At 47.8% G+C, this 16,504-nt stretch carries 11 protein-coding genes; 1 reads left to right on the top strand and 10 read right to left on the bottom strand.

Going from position 1 to position 16,504, the window contains the following annotated elements; all coding sequences use genetic code 11:
* The first annotated feature begins 186 nt into the window (after positions 1-186).
* A complete protein-coding gene (locus ONB37_13000; GenBank protein MDZ7401074.1) occupies positions 187-4,203 on the top strand; it encodes a choice-of-anchor J domain-containing protein in 4,017 nt (1,338 codons plus the stop codon).
* Between the two features lie 39 nt (positions 4,204-4,242).
* Here ONB37_13000 and ONB37_12995 read toward each other — a convergent pair whose 3' ends face one another.
* The 10 genes from ONB37_12995 to ONB37_12950 all read right to left on the bottom strand — a co-directional run bounded on the left by ONB37_12995 (position 4,243) and on the right by ONB37_12950 (position 16,451).
* Positions 4,243-5,565, bottom strand: a complete 1,323-nt coding sequence (locus ONB37_12995) for an amino acid permease (protein ID MDZ7401073.1) — start codon at positions 5,563-5,565, stop codon at positions 4,243-4,245.
* Positions 5,566-5,806: 241 nt separating this feature from the next.
* The gene (locus ONB37_12990; protein MDZ7401072.1) at positions 5,807-6,367 is read right to left on the bottom strand and encodes a pseudouridine synthase; all 561 of its coding nucleotides are present in this window, start codon (positions 6,365-6,367) and stop codon (positions 5,807-5,809) included.
* A gap of 115 nt (positions 6,368-6,482) precedes the next feature.
* Positions 6,483-8,147: a CotH kinase family protein gene (locus ONB37_12985; protein MDZ7401071.1), complete on the bottom strand. Its 1,665-nt coding sequence runs from the start codon at positions 8,145-8,147 to the stop codon at positions 6,483-6,485.
* Between the two features lie 101 nt (positions 8,148-8,248).
* Positions 8,249-8,572 carry a hypothetical protein gene (locus ONB37_12980; protein MDZ7401070.1) on the bottom strand — a complete coding sequence of 108 codons (324 nt, stop codon included), beginning with the start codon at positions 8,570-8,572 and terminating at the stop codon, positions 8,249-8,251.
* A 350-nt stretch (positions 8,573-8,922) separates the two neighbouring features.
* Positions 8,923-10,080: an aminotransferase class V-fold PLP-dependent enzyme gene (locus ONB37_12975; protein MDZ7401069.1), complete on the bottom strand. Its 1,158-nt coding sequence runs from the start codon at positions 10,078-10,080 to the stop codon at positions 8,923-8,925.
* A gap of 65 nt (positions 10,081-10,145) precedes the next feature.
* Entirely contained in the window at positions 10,146-11,300 is a 1,155-nt protein-coding gene (locus ONB37_12970; GenBank protein MDZ7401068.1) for an Sb-PDE family phosphodiesterase, read from the bottom strand.
* Positions 11,301-11,538: 238 nt separating this feature from the next.
* A complete protein-coding gene (locus ONB37_12965; protein MDZ7401067.1) occupies positions 11,539-12,417 on the bottom strand; it encodes an HAD family hydrolase in 879 nt (292 codons plus the stop codon).
* Between the two features lie 249 nt (positions 12,418-12,666).
* Positions 12,667-13,842, bottom strand: a complete 1,176-nt coding sequence (locus ONB37_12960; protein ID MDZ7401066.1) for a hypothetical protein — start codon at positions 13,840-13,842, stop codon at positions 12,667-12,669.
* 37 nt (positions 13,843-13,879) lie between these two features.
* Positions 13,880-15,151: a methyltransferase gene (locus ONB37_12955; protein MDZ7401065.1), complete on the bottom strand. Its 1,272-nt coding sequence runs from the start codon at positions 15,149-15,151 to the stop codon at positions 13,880-13,882.
* A gap of 127 nt (positions 15,152-15,278) precedes the next feature.
* The gene (locus tag ONB37_12950) at positions 15,279-16,451 is read right to left on the bottom strand and encodes an AI-2E family transporter (GenBank protein MDZ7401064.1); all 1,173 of its coding nucleotides are present in this window, start codon (positions 16,449-16,451) and stop codon (positions 15,279-15,281) included.
* Positions 16,452-16,504 lie beyond the last annotated feature (53 nt).

The following is a 16,504-nucleotide window of genomic DNA, read 5'->3' as shown; positions in this document are numbered from 1 at the left end:
ATTGAATTCTTGAATGATCGAGATATTGACTTGCCGCTCACAGATCCATAGTGGAGATCTTGATGATTCCGCAATTCGAATGGCGTGATGCTAATGTGCCAAGTGGTAAGGAATCTTCAAAAGAATCTGTGAGCAAGAAATCCAAAATTGAAAGAAAAAACAATAATCTTATTGAAGGTACCAATTATGAAGACCCGAATGTTTATTGGATTGATTTTGGCGTCGTTCACATGGCTATCAGCTCTGCTCGGTCAGGATCTCACTTTTATTTCTCCCCAAGCAAGCAAGGACGGTCGTTTGAGGGCGATGGTAACTGCGAATAAGCTGAACACGGCTATTTATGATCTATGCATGAGGTGGCGATCTGAGGGGCTTGAAGGGCAAAATGATCTATCGGGCTTTCCAATGAGTCCCTTATTGCAAATCGACCAGCAGCAGGTGCATGTGGTATTGAGAACGACGGCAATTTCCGGTTTTTTTCTGAAACAGCTCGTTCAACTTGGATTCAAGATCGAAGCGAGCACAGAGCATTTGCCGATTAGTTCGAATCATCACCAGATCGTGGGATGGATTCCAGTGGCTCAGCTTGAAAAAATTGCACAACTTGAGCAAATATTTCACATCCGGCCGGTTTTGAAACCGTATTTGCAATCTGGAGAGGTGGTAACCGCTGGGGATGTCATTTTGCGAGCCGATCAAGCGAGAAGATCGTTTCAAGTTTCTGGTATCGGCCAAAAAATCGGGATTCTTTCGGACGGATGCAGCCATGTCGCTAATTCCCAGGCAAGTGGTGATTTACCACGAACCATTGAGATTATCAATAATCGTTTTGGTGGGGATGCTGGTACAGCTATGTTAGAGATCGTTTATGATATTGCTCCAGGTGCTCAGCTCGCCTTTGCGGACAAGGGCAGTAGCGAGACAGATTTCTCCAATAACATCAAATTGCTACAACAGGCTGGTTGCACCGTGATCTGCGATGATATCATATACCCACTCGAACCAGTATTCGAGGATGGCATCATTGCGCAGACAATAAATGATCTTGTGGAAAATTTCAATGTGGTTTATATCACCTCGGCTGGGGATCTGCAACAGGATCATTATGAGGCGGATTTTTCGGATGGGGACAATGATGGCTGGCATAATTTTGCCTCTGGGGATGAGACCATGAATATTCAATTGGGCCCTAAGGCGACAATCACTGCTGTGGTGCAATGGAATAATCAATTCAGCAAAGCGCGGGATGATTACGATCTTTATCTGTATGATGATAAGTTGCAATCCACATTGGCCTCCAGCGAAGACACGCAAGATGGTGATGATGATCCTGTCGAAATGCTTGCTTATACGAATCCCCGAGCTTCCAGCATCACCGTGCATCTATGCCTGAAAAAATATCGTGGTCAACCGCGGCGCATAACGCTTTATGCCTTTGGTACGGATGTGACCCCGCAAGAATATACTGGCGGCACCGGAGCAATTTTTGGTCATAGCGCTGCTGAACACTGCCTGGCGGTTGCGGCCATCAACGCTGCCGATACCAACTATGACACGATCGAAAGCTTTAGCAGTCGTGGACCAGCGAGAATCTATCAATATGATGCCGATGGTAACCCCATCCGATTTCTGGAACGGAATAAACCTGATCATGCGGCTATCGATGGGGTGCAAACCAAGGTGGGAAAACTTGGTTTTTTCAGCAATCCGTTTATAGGAACTTCTGCGGCGGCAGCGCACAGTGCTGGTATTGCTGCCTTGCTCCGTGAAGCAGCGCCAGGATTGCATGCCACGCAGATAGCCAAGGTACTGAATGATCAGTCTCTTGATGTTGGCGACCCCCATTTTGATTTAGCCTCAGGATTTGGTCGGGTCGATGCCTACCAGGCGATCAACTATGTCAAGGGAGGAGCTCCCTCCATCTCGGTGATTCCTGATTCCTTTCGCATCGATCTCATTCGCGGGCAATCAGTTATCATGACGATGACGATCAGCAATGTTGGAGGAAGCGCACTTGATTTCAGCCTCGCGGTGCGTGCCAGGACCATGACCATCGCTAATCAGATGACAAATGCAGCTATGGCCTCAGAAGCTTTGGTGGGATTTCCGATGGATTCTGACCAGACCAAATGGTCCATCAACGGTAGCAAAAAAACAGATGCCATTCGCTCTCCGAAGAGCAAAAACAATGGGAATAGCTATGGGGACAATCCAAATAATCCGCTCGGAAAAATCGCGAGGAAGACCAAGCCAGGCGAGACAGAACCGAGGGGGATTTATCACAGCGAACGGATCGGAGATATTTTGCTCTATGAGGGCTTTGAAAGTGGGACTGTCCCGCCACCGAATTGGACCAAAATCGATGGCCCAAGTAGCCCCGGTGGAACTCAGCCGGCTCATTGGACCATCGATTCTCAGAGCTATGTTTTCTCCGGCAATTACAGCGCGGTGTGCTATTGGGGGATCAACCTCAACGAATGGCTAATTAGCCCGGCTTTGGATTTTTCGACCGTTCGCACTCCCTCGATTAGCTTTTGGTGGCAGAGTAGTTATTATTGGCATGTCTCCCCTTACGATCACGGTGACTTGTTTCTCAAGATCAGTCTCGACGATGGAAAGACTTGGCAAACTTTATGGACCTTTGGGGATATTGGAAGATGGGAGGATTTCACCTGGTATTATACGATCGTCGACCTTTCTGCATTCAGCGGATATTCAAATGTGCGGCTGGCGTTCAACGTTGTCGCCAGCGACAATGCCGATATTGCCTTGGACGAAGTGATGGTTGCTGGCGAGCGAGTGGAGCTCGGATGGCTCACCCTGAGCCCAACAGCGGGAAGGCTCCAGCCAGATGCCAGCCAAATTATCCAGTTGCAGGTCAATTCCGTGGTCAATGGCGATACCCTGGGGATTGGCTATTACTCCGCCACGATCGCCATCTCAAGCAATGATTTGGATGAGCCAAACCGTTTCGTCCCTGTCGATCTGCATATTTACACGATAGCGGATATCGATGGTCGGGTCAGCTACTATGCCAATAGTCAGATGCCAGTAAACGATGCGGAGATCTTGCTATCTGGCGCATCGAACCTGAAAGCTATCAGCGACAGCGATGGCAGATACAAATTTTTAGGTCTTCACTCCGGCAACTACCAGGTGATGCCAAATAAAACTAATGATTCCCGAGATGCCATTACGCCGCTGGACGCCTCATTTGCGCTTCAGTATGTGGTGGGCGTTAAACAGTTGAGCCCGTATCAAAAAATTGCCGCAGATGTCACGGGGAACGGAAAGGTCTCAGCTTATGATGCCTCATACATCTTGCAGCGGGTTGTCGGCACAAATTCTCAATTTCCGATCGGCAGGGATTGGACCTTTGTGCCACACGATTTTGTCATGACCGACTCGAACTGGGTGAGCGCGCCATCTGGTCGTTCCTATGTCGCGTTGCAGCGTTCTCAGTTCAATCAGGACTATTTCGGCATCCTATATGGCGATGTGACAGGGAATTGGGGACGAGCCGAGGAGGAATCGACTCAGGCCAACGTAGCGGTTCATCTCCAAGATCCACTGCTACAAGAGAATGCAATGACGCTTGTGCCTCTAATTCTGAATTTTTCTTCTCCAGCATTTTCGGGTCGGTTGAAACTGCAGTATGACTCGGATAATTTGAAATTTTGTTCTGGTTCGCTCTGTGAAAATCCTGATATCGTGATGGAAGTTCATAGCACATCGAATCAGATTATTTTGGCCTTTGCAGCAGGGCGATCTTTGCAAGAGCAAAACTTGCACATCGATTTGCTATTTGAACGAAGCGGTTTGAATGTGCCGAGTGCAACCGATTTTAAATTGATCGAACTCGTTATTGATGATGCGCCAGCGATCATTGCTGCGTCCATTGATGATCGGAGTTCAAAATTGCCGAAACGATGGCACTTAAGTCAAAATCAACCGAATCCGTTCAATGCAGCGACGATTATCCATTATGAGATGCCTCAATCAGCGAAAGTGACCATCGAAGTGATGAATGTCATGGGGCAAACAGTGCGGAGATTGATGGATGAAGTACGACCGGCTGGCCGCTATTCGATTATTTGGGATGGCTGTGACGATGGCGGTCTCATGGTGGGGAGCGGGATTTACTTCTATAAAATGACAACCACAGGTTTTGAAGCCATCAACAAGATGGTACTGGTGCGGTGAGACGCGGTGGGTTGAAGCCCTTGTGGAGGAAAGCTTCTTTCACAGGGGCTTTTTCCAATTCACAATTTTTATCCAGATAAAATAGCACGGAATCCCCGCCAGCACGGTCAGCAGTGCTGCTGTGGATTCGATAGGCCGGGCCCGATACATGATACCCATCAACAGTAGGCTGGATCCCAGATACAATATTGCAACGATGGGGAATCCCGTCGCCCTGACCGCTGTCACTTCACCGATCCCTCTGCGTCTCGCAATAAACAACCCAATGATTGCCAGCCAGGGAAAAATGTTCAGCGCAAATGAGATATACAATAACAATTGCTCCAATGGGCTGATCAGTACCATGGCGACCGCAATTGCGCCCTGGAGGACGATCGATCTTCCTGGGACTTGATAGCGCGGATGAATCTGGTCGGCAAATGGGAAAAATAATTTATCCTTTGCCATGGCAAAATAGACCCTTGGCCCAACCATAATGAATGCGCTGAGCGAAGACAGGAGGCAGATGCTCACCAATGCGCTTATGCCATTGCTGATCCAGTCGCCAAAGATTTTCACAGCGGCCGCATGAACCACCGCAATTGTTCCTTTGAGCTCAGAATAGGGCAGCATAGCTAGTACAAAAGCATTGATGGCGAGGTAGAGAAAAATAACAATAATCGTTCCTAAAACCAGAGACCAGGGAAGGGTGCTTCTGGGGTTTTTTAGTTCGCCAGCGATATAGCTGCTGGCGTTCCATCCGCTATATGCGAACATCACCAGCATAATCGCTGTGCCAAAAGATAGCACATTGAATGAGGCAAATGGTTCTTCCATGAGCGGCAATTGGCTGATGGTTCCAAACCAGAGGCCCAGACTTGCCAGCCCCAAGATGATCATTACTTTCAAGGCAGTTAAAAGCACCTGGACTTTAGCACCGATTTTTATTCCGAGGTAATGGATCAGAGTGAAGATCAGGATAATGAGAGTAGCGCATAGTTTTTGTGGGAACGGTTGATGATCCGTGATTGGAATATTCATTCCAGCGAAGACATAGGCGGAAAAACCCAGGGCGGCACTGGCGATCGGCGCTGAGAATCCCGCGATCAAGCTGGTCCAGCCAGTGAGAAAACCGAGCAAGGGATGGTATAATTTTTTCAAATAGACATATTCTCCACCCACTTCAGGCATTCTTGTAGAGAGCTCGCCATAACATAAAGCACCGCAGATAGCGATGAACCCGCCAATTGCCCAGCAGAGCATCACCCAGGCTGGACCAGGAACCAGCTTTGCGATATATCCCGTGGTGACGAAAATACCAGTACCGATCATATTGGCTACAACGATGGAAGTGGCGGTTGTAAGTCCGATTTGTCTCTTCATTGTCAGATGTGGTCACGGGTGAAAGGATGAGGTTTAAGTAAAATCGAGTCTTTTCGATCGATTCCAGAAGTATTCGAGCAGCGTTGTGCCTGCGCGGTGAGGTATTGCCTGATTGGCTCGAGAATAATAACAGTTTGGAGCTGGATTCCTGCATTGGCAAGAATGACACTGGAACTACGGCTTTCGATTTTTGCAACTTTAACTGACGAAATCCTGATACAGCATTCTGGTGCAGGAATAGTCAGCGGGTGAGCGAGTCGATCTCGGCCGAAGTGAGAAACCGCCAGTCGCCGGAAGGGATATCCAATTTCACTGAACCGATTGCGATCCGTTTGAGGTCAACGACCTTGAGCGAAGTCCCACGAAGCGGATCTTTCAATTGACTGAACATTCGACGAAGATGGCGATTTTTACCCTCATCGAGCACAATTTGAATGCGCGATTTGGGGCCGGCACCCCCCAATAGCTGGATTTCAATGGCTTTTAGCAATTCACCTTGAGCCATTACTCCTGCTTTCATCATGGCGATATGTTGATTGGTCACCCGACCGCGCACCCAGAGCAAGTAGGTCTTGGCACAAGCATGGGGACGTGTCAAACGGTCAACGATCTCGCCATCTTGTGTGAACAAAAGCATGCCCCGAGAGTCGCGATCCAAACGACCAATGGGCACCCAACCATCTTGCAACACCCAATTTGGCAGGCAATCGTAAACCGTCCGGCGACCGTGCTCATCCTTCCGCGTTACCACAACGCCTTTCGGCTTATGAAACATAAAAATTTTGTCCGTGGATTGAGCCATTATCAGCCATCGAAAATCTATTTTGCTTGCAATCTTAAGATGGAAACTTCATGAACGAATTGCCGCTGAGAAATTCAGGCATGCCTCTGGGTTTTGGGCTATCAATAAAAAAATTTCATCGAATTAATAGCAGCTTCTGGGTTAAAGTCAGTTCATTGGTACGGAGCTGGTAAAGATATACTCCAGAGCCGATGGGCATGCCCCGGTGGTCTTTCCCATCCCATGAGATTTGATAGCGTCCAGGGAGCTGGGATCCATCAAAAAGCCGCACGATCTCCTGACCTTGGATATTTAAAATGATCAACTGAACCTTGGCAGGCTGAGGAATCCGATAGCAGATGGTGGTTGTGGAATTAAATGGATTTGGATAATTTTGTTCCAACACAAATTCAATTGGGACGTTGTCTGCTCTGATCGGGCTTTGAACGGCGCTTAACTGCGCCAGATGTTTTTCGATCCAGTTGACGCGATCATTGAGCCAGAGCTTCATCATCAGGATCTCTGTTTCATAATCATGATCTTTGGCAGTTTCGGGCCAGCGCTCAAAGTTTCGTACCCGCGCCTCGCGCAAAGTATCCACTAAAAGGTCAATCGTCCGATAGACATAATCCAGACTGAGCACGGTAGCCCTGAGCTCTCGCCATCGCTGTTCCACCAATTGCGCGAAAGTGGGATCATGACCCAATCGCTCCCACCAAAACGGCACTTTCGGCCAATCATTGGGCTTATAGTGATTATGGTCCACCTCCCATTCATCATCTCGAAAGAGATCTTCCTTGTACCAGGCCTTGCCGAAACTGAGATTGAAATCCCAGATTGGACCCTCACAGAGCTTGCCGCCTTTACGATCGCGATCCTTATACATGAAATTGCTGATCCGATAGGCATCAACATTTTTGCAGAATTCATTTAAGATAAAATGATCGACAAATGAGGATACATCGATATACTTCGGATAGCCGGAATTGGGATCGGCAATATCGGGCTGACTCATGGCCGTTTCGAACTGGTTCATAAAATTTCGGATATAGGCCTTCTGTTCTGGGAAGATCGCATCAGCCCGGGGATAATGGTATTGATAAAAAATGCCACGATTCGACCACCAGCCACCGACGTTTTCTCCTTCGACTTTATCGAATTTAATGATATATCCTCCCGTCACCGCATCCCCAGATCGGTCCAGCGAATCCAACTTGGAAATATCCACCCGATTTTTATCCCGCTTGATCCTTTCCATCAAAACATAAACGCCACGATAATCATTGTTGAGAACCAGCTCGCAAAACCGGGTGCGGCTGGCATATCTTCCAATGTCGTTAGAAAGTTTATAGGCCAGCACATTGCGGATCAACGATTGATCATCATAAGGGCCATAGAGGACCCAATCATTTTCAGCCGGCATTCCGATGAGCGAAACGTTGAGATTATTGCCATTGCTGTCCTGGGTCTCCAACCGATAGCTCTTCTTTGGATATGAGATCGAAGCGCTCCCCCGCAACTCGATAGCGATCCAGCCATCATAATTATTGGCTGGGTCAGAGACGCTATTGCGCTGACCAACTCCATTGTAGATCACTTTCATCTGCGCTCGGATCCGGCGCTCGTCAATAATCTGCTGGCCGTTGGTACTAATAGTGATAATTGGAAGATTTGATGACTTTAGTTCAACGCTGTACTGAGCACTCTGATCGGCTTGGTTCGAAGCCACCAATTGTGGCAATTGAAAACAGATGCTGCTGATAAACACCGCGAGGATTGCGGCACCAAAATAGTTGTTCATGAAAGTCTCTTCAGATAAAAATGAGCATCTAAATCCATCGGAAATTTGTGCTGACTGGTCAATCAAGGTGACCAGTCAGCAACCTCTTGCTCGGGTGGAAATTATAGTATTGCTCGTCGGAGTTTATTCTTATAAATTTTGATCTCTCTTCGGATTTCTTTAAGCTTTTTGTGGTCATGGGCGGCGATGGCATTATCCCGCTCTACTTTCAATCTGCGGATCTCTTTTTTGATATTGGTCTTCTCCTGAAGCTTTGCCGCATGATGCTCATGCATATCGATATTCAAGGCGGTGCATAATGCCTTTAACAAATGCTCTTTGTTCAATTGCGTATATCCCTTCACCGCCTCATGCTCGATAGTCTTCGCAATTTCCCGCAATTCTGCAACCGTCTTACCTTTGAGTTCCTTGAAGGTGTACGCCATAATTTTATCCTCCAAAGTTTATTGTTATAATGTTGGTTTTAGATAATTGCGTCATCAAGATTTGAGCAGTCAGAATATCTCCTATCGACGCAGATAACCGTCTAATCCAAAATGAACAAAGCTAGTTATTGGTTCCGATTTTGGGCGCGTAATGGAATTGGAGCATCAAGTTTCTCATTGGAAAAAAACATCCAATGGCATTTAACTATTGAATTGAGCAGGATGTTCGTCACAACATCGCGCGCTGGTATCCTTAACCGATGGCTCCATAATCATGTTCCTTTTCGAATTTTTGAAGCGTTCAGCCAATTATTCTGGCTATCTTCCCAAAAAGAAGACTGGCTATTCGATCAAATCAAAGATCGGTTATTCGACAGTTTCCAGATCTCCTCCATGATGGCGTCGACCTCATCTTCCGTATTGTAGAAATGCGGCGAAATTCGGATGCCAGCGTTCGGTCGCCAATCGATCAGAAAATCCCGTTTCAACAGTTCTTTTGCGATTTGCTGGCTGTTCTCCATTTGCACAACCACAGTGCCACCGCGCTGGTCAGCATTGAGGGGACTATTGATTTTAAATCCAAAGCGTTGAGCGTGTTGGATGATCCGCTCGGTCAACTGAACCGAACGACGTCGGATATTTTCGACACCCACTTGTCGGATGATCTCATAGCCAGCCTTTACCGTATAGAGCGCTGGCAAATGGGGCGTGCCATTCAAAAATTTGAAAGCGATGTTATCGGTGAATCGCATGGTGGGCTCGAACGCAAATGGCATCTGATGCGCCATCCAGCCGGTTAACTTTGGTTGCAAACGGCCACCGAGATCGGAGCGAACGTAGAGATAAGCGGCACCAGGACCACCGCATAGCCATTTGATCGAACCACCGACCACAAAATCGACGTTCAGTTTTTGGACATCCACTGGAACGGTTCCAACCGATTGATAAGTATCGAGCACAACATGGGCTCCATGTTGATGTGCCTTTTCGATGATCGCCTCAACATCCTGAATGTAAGCGCTTTTGAATAAGACGTGCGAGATCGGCACCAGCAATGTCTCGTCATCGATCGCAGCGACCATTTTTTCGGTGGGAACCGTGATACCATCCTCGGAGCGAACGATCTGGATTTTTGCACCGTTCGGGATTTGCGCCTGGTATAAGTACATCACTGAGGGAAAATTCATATCGCTGTAAACGATCTTGTTCTGCTTCCCTTGAAAATTGAAGCAGGAGAGCACCACAGCTTCGGCGATGGTGACGTTCTGATGCATAGAGATGGTATTTTTAGGGGCATTGATGATATCTGCCAGGATATTGCCGATCTCGCCGATGAACTCCCACCAACCTTCCTCCCAAGCCCGAATCCCTCGTGTGGACCAGATATCGGCGTACAGCTTCAAATTGTCATACACCGCCCGCGGCATCGCACCCAGGGAGTTGTTGATCAGATAAACTGTCTTTTCCAGGATCGGAAATTCCTTCCGCCACTTCAAAAGATCATTCATAGCCCATATTCCCTCAAAATTAGGTTGCAACAGCTCGATGATATCAAAAAAGTTGAGCTGGTCGCTTATGATTCAGGTAGAAACTGGATCACAATTTTGAAGTCGATCGGCACGCTTTGATCTGGTGCTGATAAAAGGTTTTTCACAATAAATGGCAATATGATTTCCTTTTTGCCTGCCACACTTTTCGATTTTCCCCTCACTTGAAATTCCACGGTTCGTTTCGGAAAAATCAATATTTTCTCTGGAAAAGAAATTTCTTCTCGCGAACCCGAAGCTATCAATTCGAATAATAGATCAGAATCATTCCGAATCTGAATAATCGCTCGGTTTGTGCCTTTGATTGTCGCCTCTGGGGTTACAATTTGGTTTGCAGCTTGAAAAATTGCTGTTAAAAATTGCGCATCCCCGTAAATGAAATCGTTATGATAAACAGCCGTGCGTCGGGCATGCAGAGCTTGTTTGATAGCCAACTCCGATCTTTCACTGGCAAATACCAAAGTTATGGGACGATGTTGGCCTCGAGCTGGATTATAGGTCAACTGGATTGGGGAGTGGACATCGGAGTTCCCCAGAATGGTCAGCTTTTTCTCCTTCGCCCATTGAAATGCCAGCGGATAGTAACTGTATTCATTTACGATCTCGATCCCCTGAAACCAGCCAGATTCCAGCAGTTCAGTGTGTTCCTTATACCAGACAGGAACTTCTTGAGGTTGGCGCCAGCCAGGATGGTTCCAGAACACGAACGCTCCTTGGTCATGCGCGGCTTTCAGCGCATCGTGCCAGTCTTTTGTGTCCAATGGATCAATTTCCTTCAGAAACAGCGCATTGAAATGTCCCGGTGGCATGTCGCGGGTGATCTCTGCTCCCTTGATCAAAATAATGCCTAACTCATCTGCTCTTGTCTTGGCAATTTGATAGGGGCGTTCATGGTTGGGCGTGATATCATCCTTATGGGGCAGATATTCGATATGATCGGTGATGGCGATCGCATCCAATCCCTCGAGCCAGGCTTCTTCCACCCGCACGGTCGGCCAGACAGATCCATCAGAAAAAACCGTATGGGTATGAAAGTCACATTTTAAGGTGATGTAGCCTGGGATATTGGGAATGTTGAGTTCGGTCCGACCATGAGGCTGAGCAAAACACCAGGAGAAGGAGATCAAGAGCGCAAGCGTGAACAGTAGCACTAATAATTTGCTTTTTGAATCGTTGCTCAAGGCGCGGCTCCTTTCGCTTAATTGATCATCGTCCGTTGGCTATCATCAAAATACCATTCAGATTGTCCACGAATCAGGATGCCATGCTCATGCACGAATTCGATCGCAACTCTGGACGATCACAGCCAAAGATATGAAGATCACTTGGTTCCGACGATTTTGTTGATAGACATCAGTTCGAAATCGATTCGATTGAGTCATTGTTATTTAGACAAAAGAATATATGCATTAGCTACAACTAATTCAACTCATTTTTAGCGCTGGAAAACAATGTTTGGTCAGAAAATAGAAGTTCCATAAGTTGCTCTGTTTCACAAAAATTCGAGACCAACACATGCGCGCCAGCCTGAATCAAGCGCTGTCGCTTATTGGTATGCGTGAAATGGCCAAGAAATTCATAATGGCTTTCATCCCGTGTCAAAACCCCCACAGAAATTCCACCAGATTGCGCGGTATATTCGATCTCTGGGACGCCATCGCCAAAGGTGAGCAACTCACCAGGTCCGAGCCGACGTTCCCGAATAAGCTGGTCGATGATCTGTCTTTTGGGACAGTCCTCATAATGCCCATTAAAACCGGATGCAATGATCCGGTTTTCGAAGAACGGGGCGTATCCCAAAAAGCGGGAGCTTTCTATGACGGGTTCGATGTCGGTCCCACTCGCTAAAAATAGTGCGCCATGTCCCAATTTGTCCGCCATTGCGGTCAGCAATTCAATGGCGCCTGGAACCCTTAATTCTTCGATGGAACGCTGCTCGGTCTCTACCTGCCAATGCGCTGTTTTGACCATGGCCTGCAATACGAAGTTATAAACTTCTTTATAGCGCCCTGGCGATAAGCTAATGCCGCCTCGATTCCGAATGGCATCGGCGAGACGCTTCATCTGCTGATAGGTGGGGATTCCAATCGTCTGTTCGATGTCGTTGATCGCCCAACTGAAAATTTCAGACACTGGCACATTGGGCAATGCAGCAGCCATCGCAGCAGCATTGGTGGCAACCATGAGATTAATCCAGCCATCGCGCTCGCGCGACAGTGTGCCATCAAAATCGAACAACGCCGTCGTAATCCTGCGGCCATCAAATGGTCGGATGATTTCGATTGATGGAGTTATCATGATGTCTGAACTTTGGGTTAACCTTTAAAAATTGTTTCGCTCTCTATCAATTCAAAATTTTTAAGCATCATCAAATTGCTTCGTCAGACTTCAATGCTGTATTAAAAAGAACTTTTACTCCCACAGCAATGAAATGCCACCAAATGCAGTTTAGCAATTGTTGCTGTGGAGCACTCATTCTGTTGAAGAAAATTGTCCCCTCTTCCAGAATCCTTAGACAAAACTTCTAATAGCCATGATCTTATGGGATCATAAGCTGCTGCGAGGCACCGTCACGCCAGTATTTTCTGGGGCCGGTTCCGATTTTTGCCTCAAGCAATGATAAAGATTCATCAAGAATGCCCGATTATCGAGGCAGAGGTAATGCATTTCCCTGGCTCCCATCCGATCAAACGTCTTGCAAAAGCGCAAAAAGTAGGCGGGCGAGTCTTTCGGTGGTTCTTGTCCTGTGCCCCAGGACCATTCGCCGGTCGGCTGGATATCGTTAACAACGATTAAAAAATCACTGATTGACTGCGCTGACTGTCGCGCCACGTTTCGAGCCATTGAAAGCGCTTTTTCAAAAATCATTGGCGACATAATAGCAGAGCCAATGGAAAGATAGACCCCACCCTCCAATTGAGAGACGCTATGAGCAAATCGTAACCAATCCACTTCGGATGCCCGACCGAACGCCGCGCCACAATTATAGCGGCTTGTATAAATAATATCGTACCCAAACCCTGGATGAATCGTAACTGGAACTTTTGCACCAAAAGCTGCGGCTTGAAAGCTGTACTGTTTGAACGGATGAGCGAGTGGCAATCGACCAGTTGGCACGGATAATTTTTGGCTTTGCATCGTGCGAAGCAGATCGATCATCGCGGCCAGCTTGGGGTGACCGAATTGGTGATTTTCGACAAAATGGAGCACTTGTCGTTCGAGCGCATCACAAGAGGGTATCATGAGGCATTCTTGATGAATCATCTCGCCAATGGCTTCTCCGTAGCCAAGTCCCCGAGCAGCGCCCAGTAACACCGCAAGGTTGATATACTTGCCAGTTTCCTCCCAGATGCCAAATTGGCCGATGTGAACATTGGCGCGAACGTCCTCCTCCGAGTAGCCATGAAAGGCAAATTCCCAGTCGTGGATTGAACCAGCCCCATTGGTGGACACATGGCTAACGTATCCCTGCTCAAGCATGTGTTTGACCAAGGGACCTAATCCATTTTTAATTAGATGCGCTCCGAACACCAGGATAACGCTGGCCTGCTGCTGGCGCGCATCGAGCATTTGCACGGCGATCCTCTCAATTAACTCTCGATAATGTTGGCTCACAGGTGGAGGAGCCATGGAAGGATGCCACGCAATGCGTTCTATGGCCGATTTGCTGGTTCGCTGGCTGAGAGAAAGGGTGTTGAGCTTTGTTCGATCGAAAAGTTTCATGATGTTTGATTGGAGCGATTGATCTTAGAGAGTTGGTTTAGATTGGGTAGTTTCGATATTCATTAAATGTCTCGAACAATGCCAGCAGATTTTTCACTGGCGTGCGAGCTTGTATGTTATGAATCGCGTTAAAGATGAACCCTCCGCCTGGAGCGAACGTCTTGATCCGTTCGATCACCTCGTTTCGAACGTCCTGTGGCGAACCAAATGGCAGAGTCTTCTGGGTATCGATCGCTCCTCCCCAGAAAACGATTTTATCCCCGAATTGTTGTTTCAATCGCTTTGGATCCATTCCGGCTGCTGAACATTGTACGGGATTTAAAATATCGAAACCTGCATCGAGGAAATCGGGGATCAGATCATAGACCGAACCGCAGGAATGGATGAAAGTGCGCCATTGGGTGTGCTGATGGACCCAATCATTTACCATTTTATGAAAGGGTTGATATAATTTCCGATATGTGGCGGGTGAGATGAACGGGCCGGTTTGCATTCCGAAATCGGTACCGGTAATAAAAATGGCGGAGATTTTGTTGCCAATTACTTGGTAGATCTTTTCCAAATTGGCCAGTGCAATCTCGCATTGTCGTTCAAAGATCTGATACACGTAATCGGTCCGTGTCACGGTGCTGATATACCATTCTTCGATGTCGCGAATGCCACGGGGATTTTTCAGCCATACAGCGGGCACGAGTGCAATGTCGCCGAAACTGGTGCCGCCGAAACTGCCCAATAGCGCTTTATCGGTTTCGGTGGTCAGGCGCTCAGCTTCGGCTTTAAAATAGGCCAGTTCCTCGTCGGAAATCGGCTTGAACTCTTCTAAATTATCCTCGACATTGAGTTGATCCTCATCGATTGGTGGCTGGCGAACTATGGCGTCGAAATACCAGCCACCGCGGGGCATTCGGCCACTGGGTGGGGCCGATTTATCGCCCTCGGGATATAGCAAGATATCTCCATTTGGCTCTGGATCGGTGTTAAAGCCCTCTGGCACCAGCACGGGCGTCCCATCGAAAGTCTGCCAGGGTTTCCAGCCTTCGTTTTTGAAGCCGAACATGGTTTTTGGGCCACTCAATGAGACAACGTCGATTCCCAGCGCCTCCATGAGATCTGGCGCAATTTCGCCCAACATCTGGTACGGTTCGATCACTTTCACTGGTGTCCCAGGTTTATCCAAGCCCAGTGCTTGACGCAATAGATAGACCGAGCTCACATGCATTCCAGTAACGCCGCTCCCGCCAAGGTCCAGCGGCACCTTATCTGGTTCTTGATGCTGAAGCGCCAGGTTTACCCGCTCTCGAGAAGTCATTGGTCTCCCTCCGTTTGGCCTAAATGAAAAAATCGTCTCACTACCGAATCCATCGTTTCGGATCTGATTGTCTTATTGCCTTTAACAAAGTATTAGATGAGATGCACGCTATCATTTTGAGGAATGATCATTTTTGCTCCACTGGCTGAGGCGTGACCCCTGGCTCAGATGCGCCAATGCGTTGGGCAATATCGAGCTGGGATTTGAATTCCGTGCCGTAGATTTCGATCACCGCAACAAACATCGCTGCGATGATCGGGCCAATAATGAAGCCCATCACACCGAACATGCTCAATCCACCCAAAGTAGAGAAAAAAATGAGCAGATCATGCATCCCAGCTTCTTTGGCGACCAACTTGGGCTGCAGTACATTATCGATTTGAGCGATGACCACAGCGCCGATGATCAGCATGACGACGCCCTGCCAGATTTTTCCCATCACAATCATGATAATAGCGGCTGGGTACATCACCAAACCGAAGCCCACCATGGGGATGATCGACAGAATCACCATGACGACGCCCCACAGCGCTGCGGCATGAATGCCAAAAATCCAAAAAGTAATAGCCCCAAGCACGCCTTTCAGAATGCCGATCAGCAATGTCCCTTTGATCGTCGCTTTGGAAACATTGATGAACCGCTGGATCAGCGCCTCTTCATATCGATCCGACAATGGGCTCAAATATTTGAAGCGACGGATAAACCGATCACCATCGCGAAAGAAATAGAACATGGCGAAGAAAGTGAGAAAAAGGTTGGTGATCAACTGAAAGGTGCTTTTCGACGCCTTGTTGATGACGGTGCCGAGGATCGCTGCCAGCCGTTTGGCAAGGTCGCCCAATTCTTTCTGCCAATCGATTTGATCCAGATGGAGCTTTTTGACCAATTCCAAATTTTTGATTTGGCCAAGCGCCCCGCTATCGCCCTGGGCGATGATCTCGCGCACCACATCCTCAGCGCTTTCGTAAAACCAGATCGCCTCGCGCGATACCATGTTGGCCACTGCATAGATCGGGATGAGCAGTCCCAAGAATAATATGAGGCAGCACATGAAAGCGGAGAGACTTTTTCGGCCGCGAAAGAGCTTCAATAGCCATTTGTAGAGCGGATAAAATAAGCCCGAAAAAACCGCAGCCAGGATCGCTGACACCAGGAATGGTTTGACCATCCAGAAGAATAGCAGACCAATGCCCAATAACACCACCAACAAAAGAATGCGGCTTAAGCGCTCGACCCGCATTCGTCGAATGGCATCTACATCTTCTATCGGAGGCTCTTGCTTCGGTTTTGCCTTTGGCATTTCAATTCCTTTGAGAACGAAATTCAAATATACAACGCGGATACTCCAATCAA

The sequence above is a fragment of the candidate division KSB1 bacterium genome, assembly GCA_034506395.1.
GTDB lineage: Bacteria > Zhuqueibacterota > Zhuqueibacteria > Thermofontimicrobiales > Thermofontimicrobiaceae > Thermofontimicrobium.
Note: the sequence above shows the minus strand (reverse complement) of the source record. Positions and strands in the feature narration are given on the sequence as shown.

What these genes read in the sequence shown, in the direction of transcription:
- ONB37_12990 (MDZ7401072.1), bottom strand. Translation starts at nt 6,367, where the DNA reads ATGGCTCAATCCACGGACAAAATTTTTATGTTTCATAAGCCGAAAGGC.
- ONB37_12950 (MDZ7401064.1), bottom strand. Translation starts at nt 16,451, where the DNA reads ATGCCAAAGGCAAAACCGAAGCAAGAGCCTCCGATAGAAGATGTAGAT.
- ONB37_13000 (MDZ7401074.1), top strand. Translation starts at nt 187, where the DNA reads ATGAAGACCCGAATGTTTATTGGATTGATTTTGGCGTCGTTCACATGG.
- ONB37_12965 (MDZ7401067.1), bottom strand. Translation starts at nt 12,417, where the DNA reads ATGATAACTCCATCAATCGAAATCATCCGACCATTTGATGGCCGCAGG.
- ONB37_12960 (MDZ7401066.1), bottom strand. Translation starts at nt 13,842, where the DNA reads ATGAAACTTTTCGATCGAACAAAGCTCAACACCCTTTCTCTCAGCCAG.
- ONB37_12985 (MDZ7401071.1), bottom strand. Translation starts at nt 8,147, where the DNA reads ATGAACAACTATTTTGGTGCCGCAATCCTCGCGGTGTTTATCAGCAGC.
- ONB37_12955 (MDZ7401065.1), bottom strand. Translation starts at nt 15,151, where the DNA reads ATGACTTCTCGAGAGCGGGTAAACCTGGCGCTTCAGCATCAAGAACCA.
- ONB37_12975 (MDZ7401069.1), bottom strand. Translation starts at nt 10,080, where the DNA reads ATGAATGATCTTTTGAAGTGGCGGAAGGAATTTCCGATCCTGGAAAAG.
- ONB37_12995 (MDZ7401073.1), bottom strand. Translation starts at nt 5,565, where the DNA reads ATGAAGAGACAAATCGGACTTACAACCGCCACTTCCATCGTTGTAGCC.
- ONB37_12980 (MDZ7401070.1), bottom strand. Translation starts at nt 8,572, where the DNA reads ATGGCGTACACCTTCAAGGAACTCAAAGGTAAGACGGTTGCAGAATTG.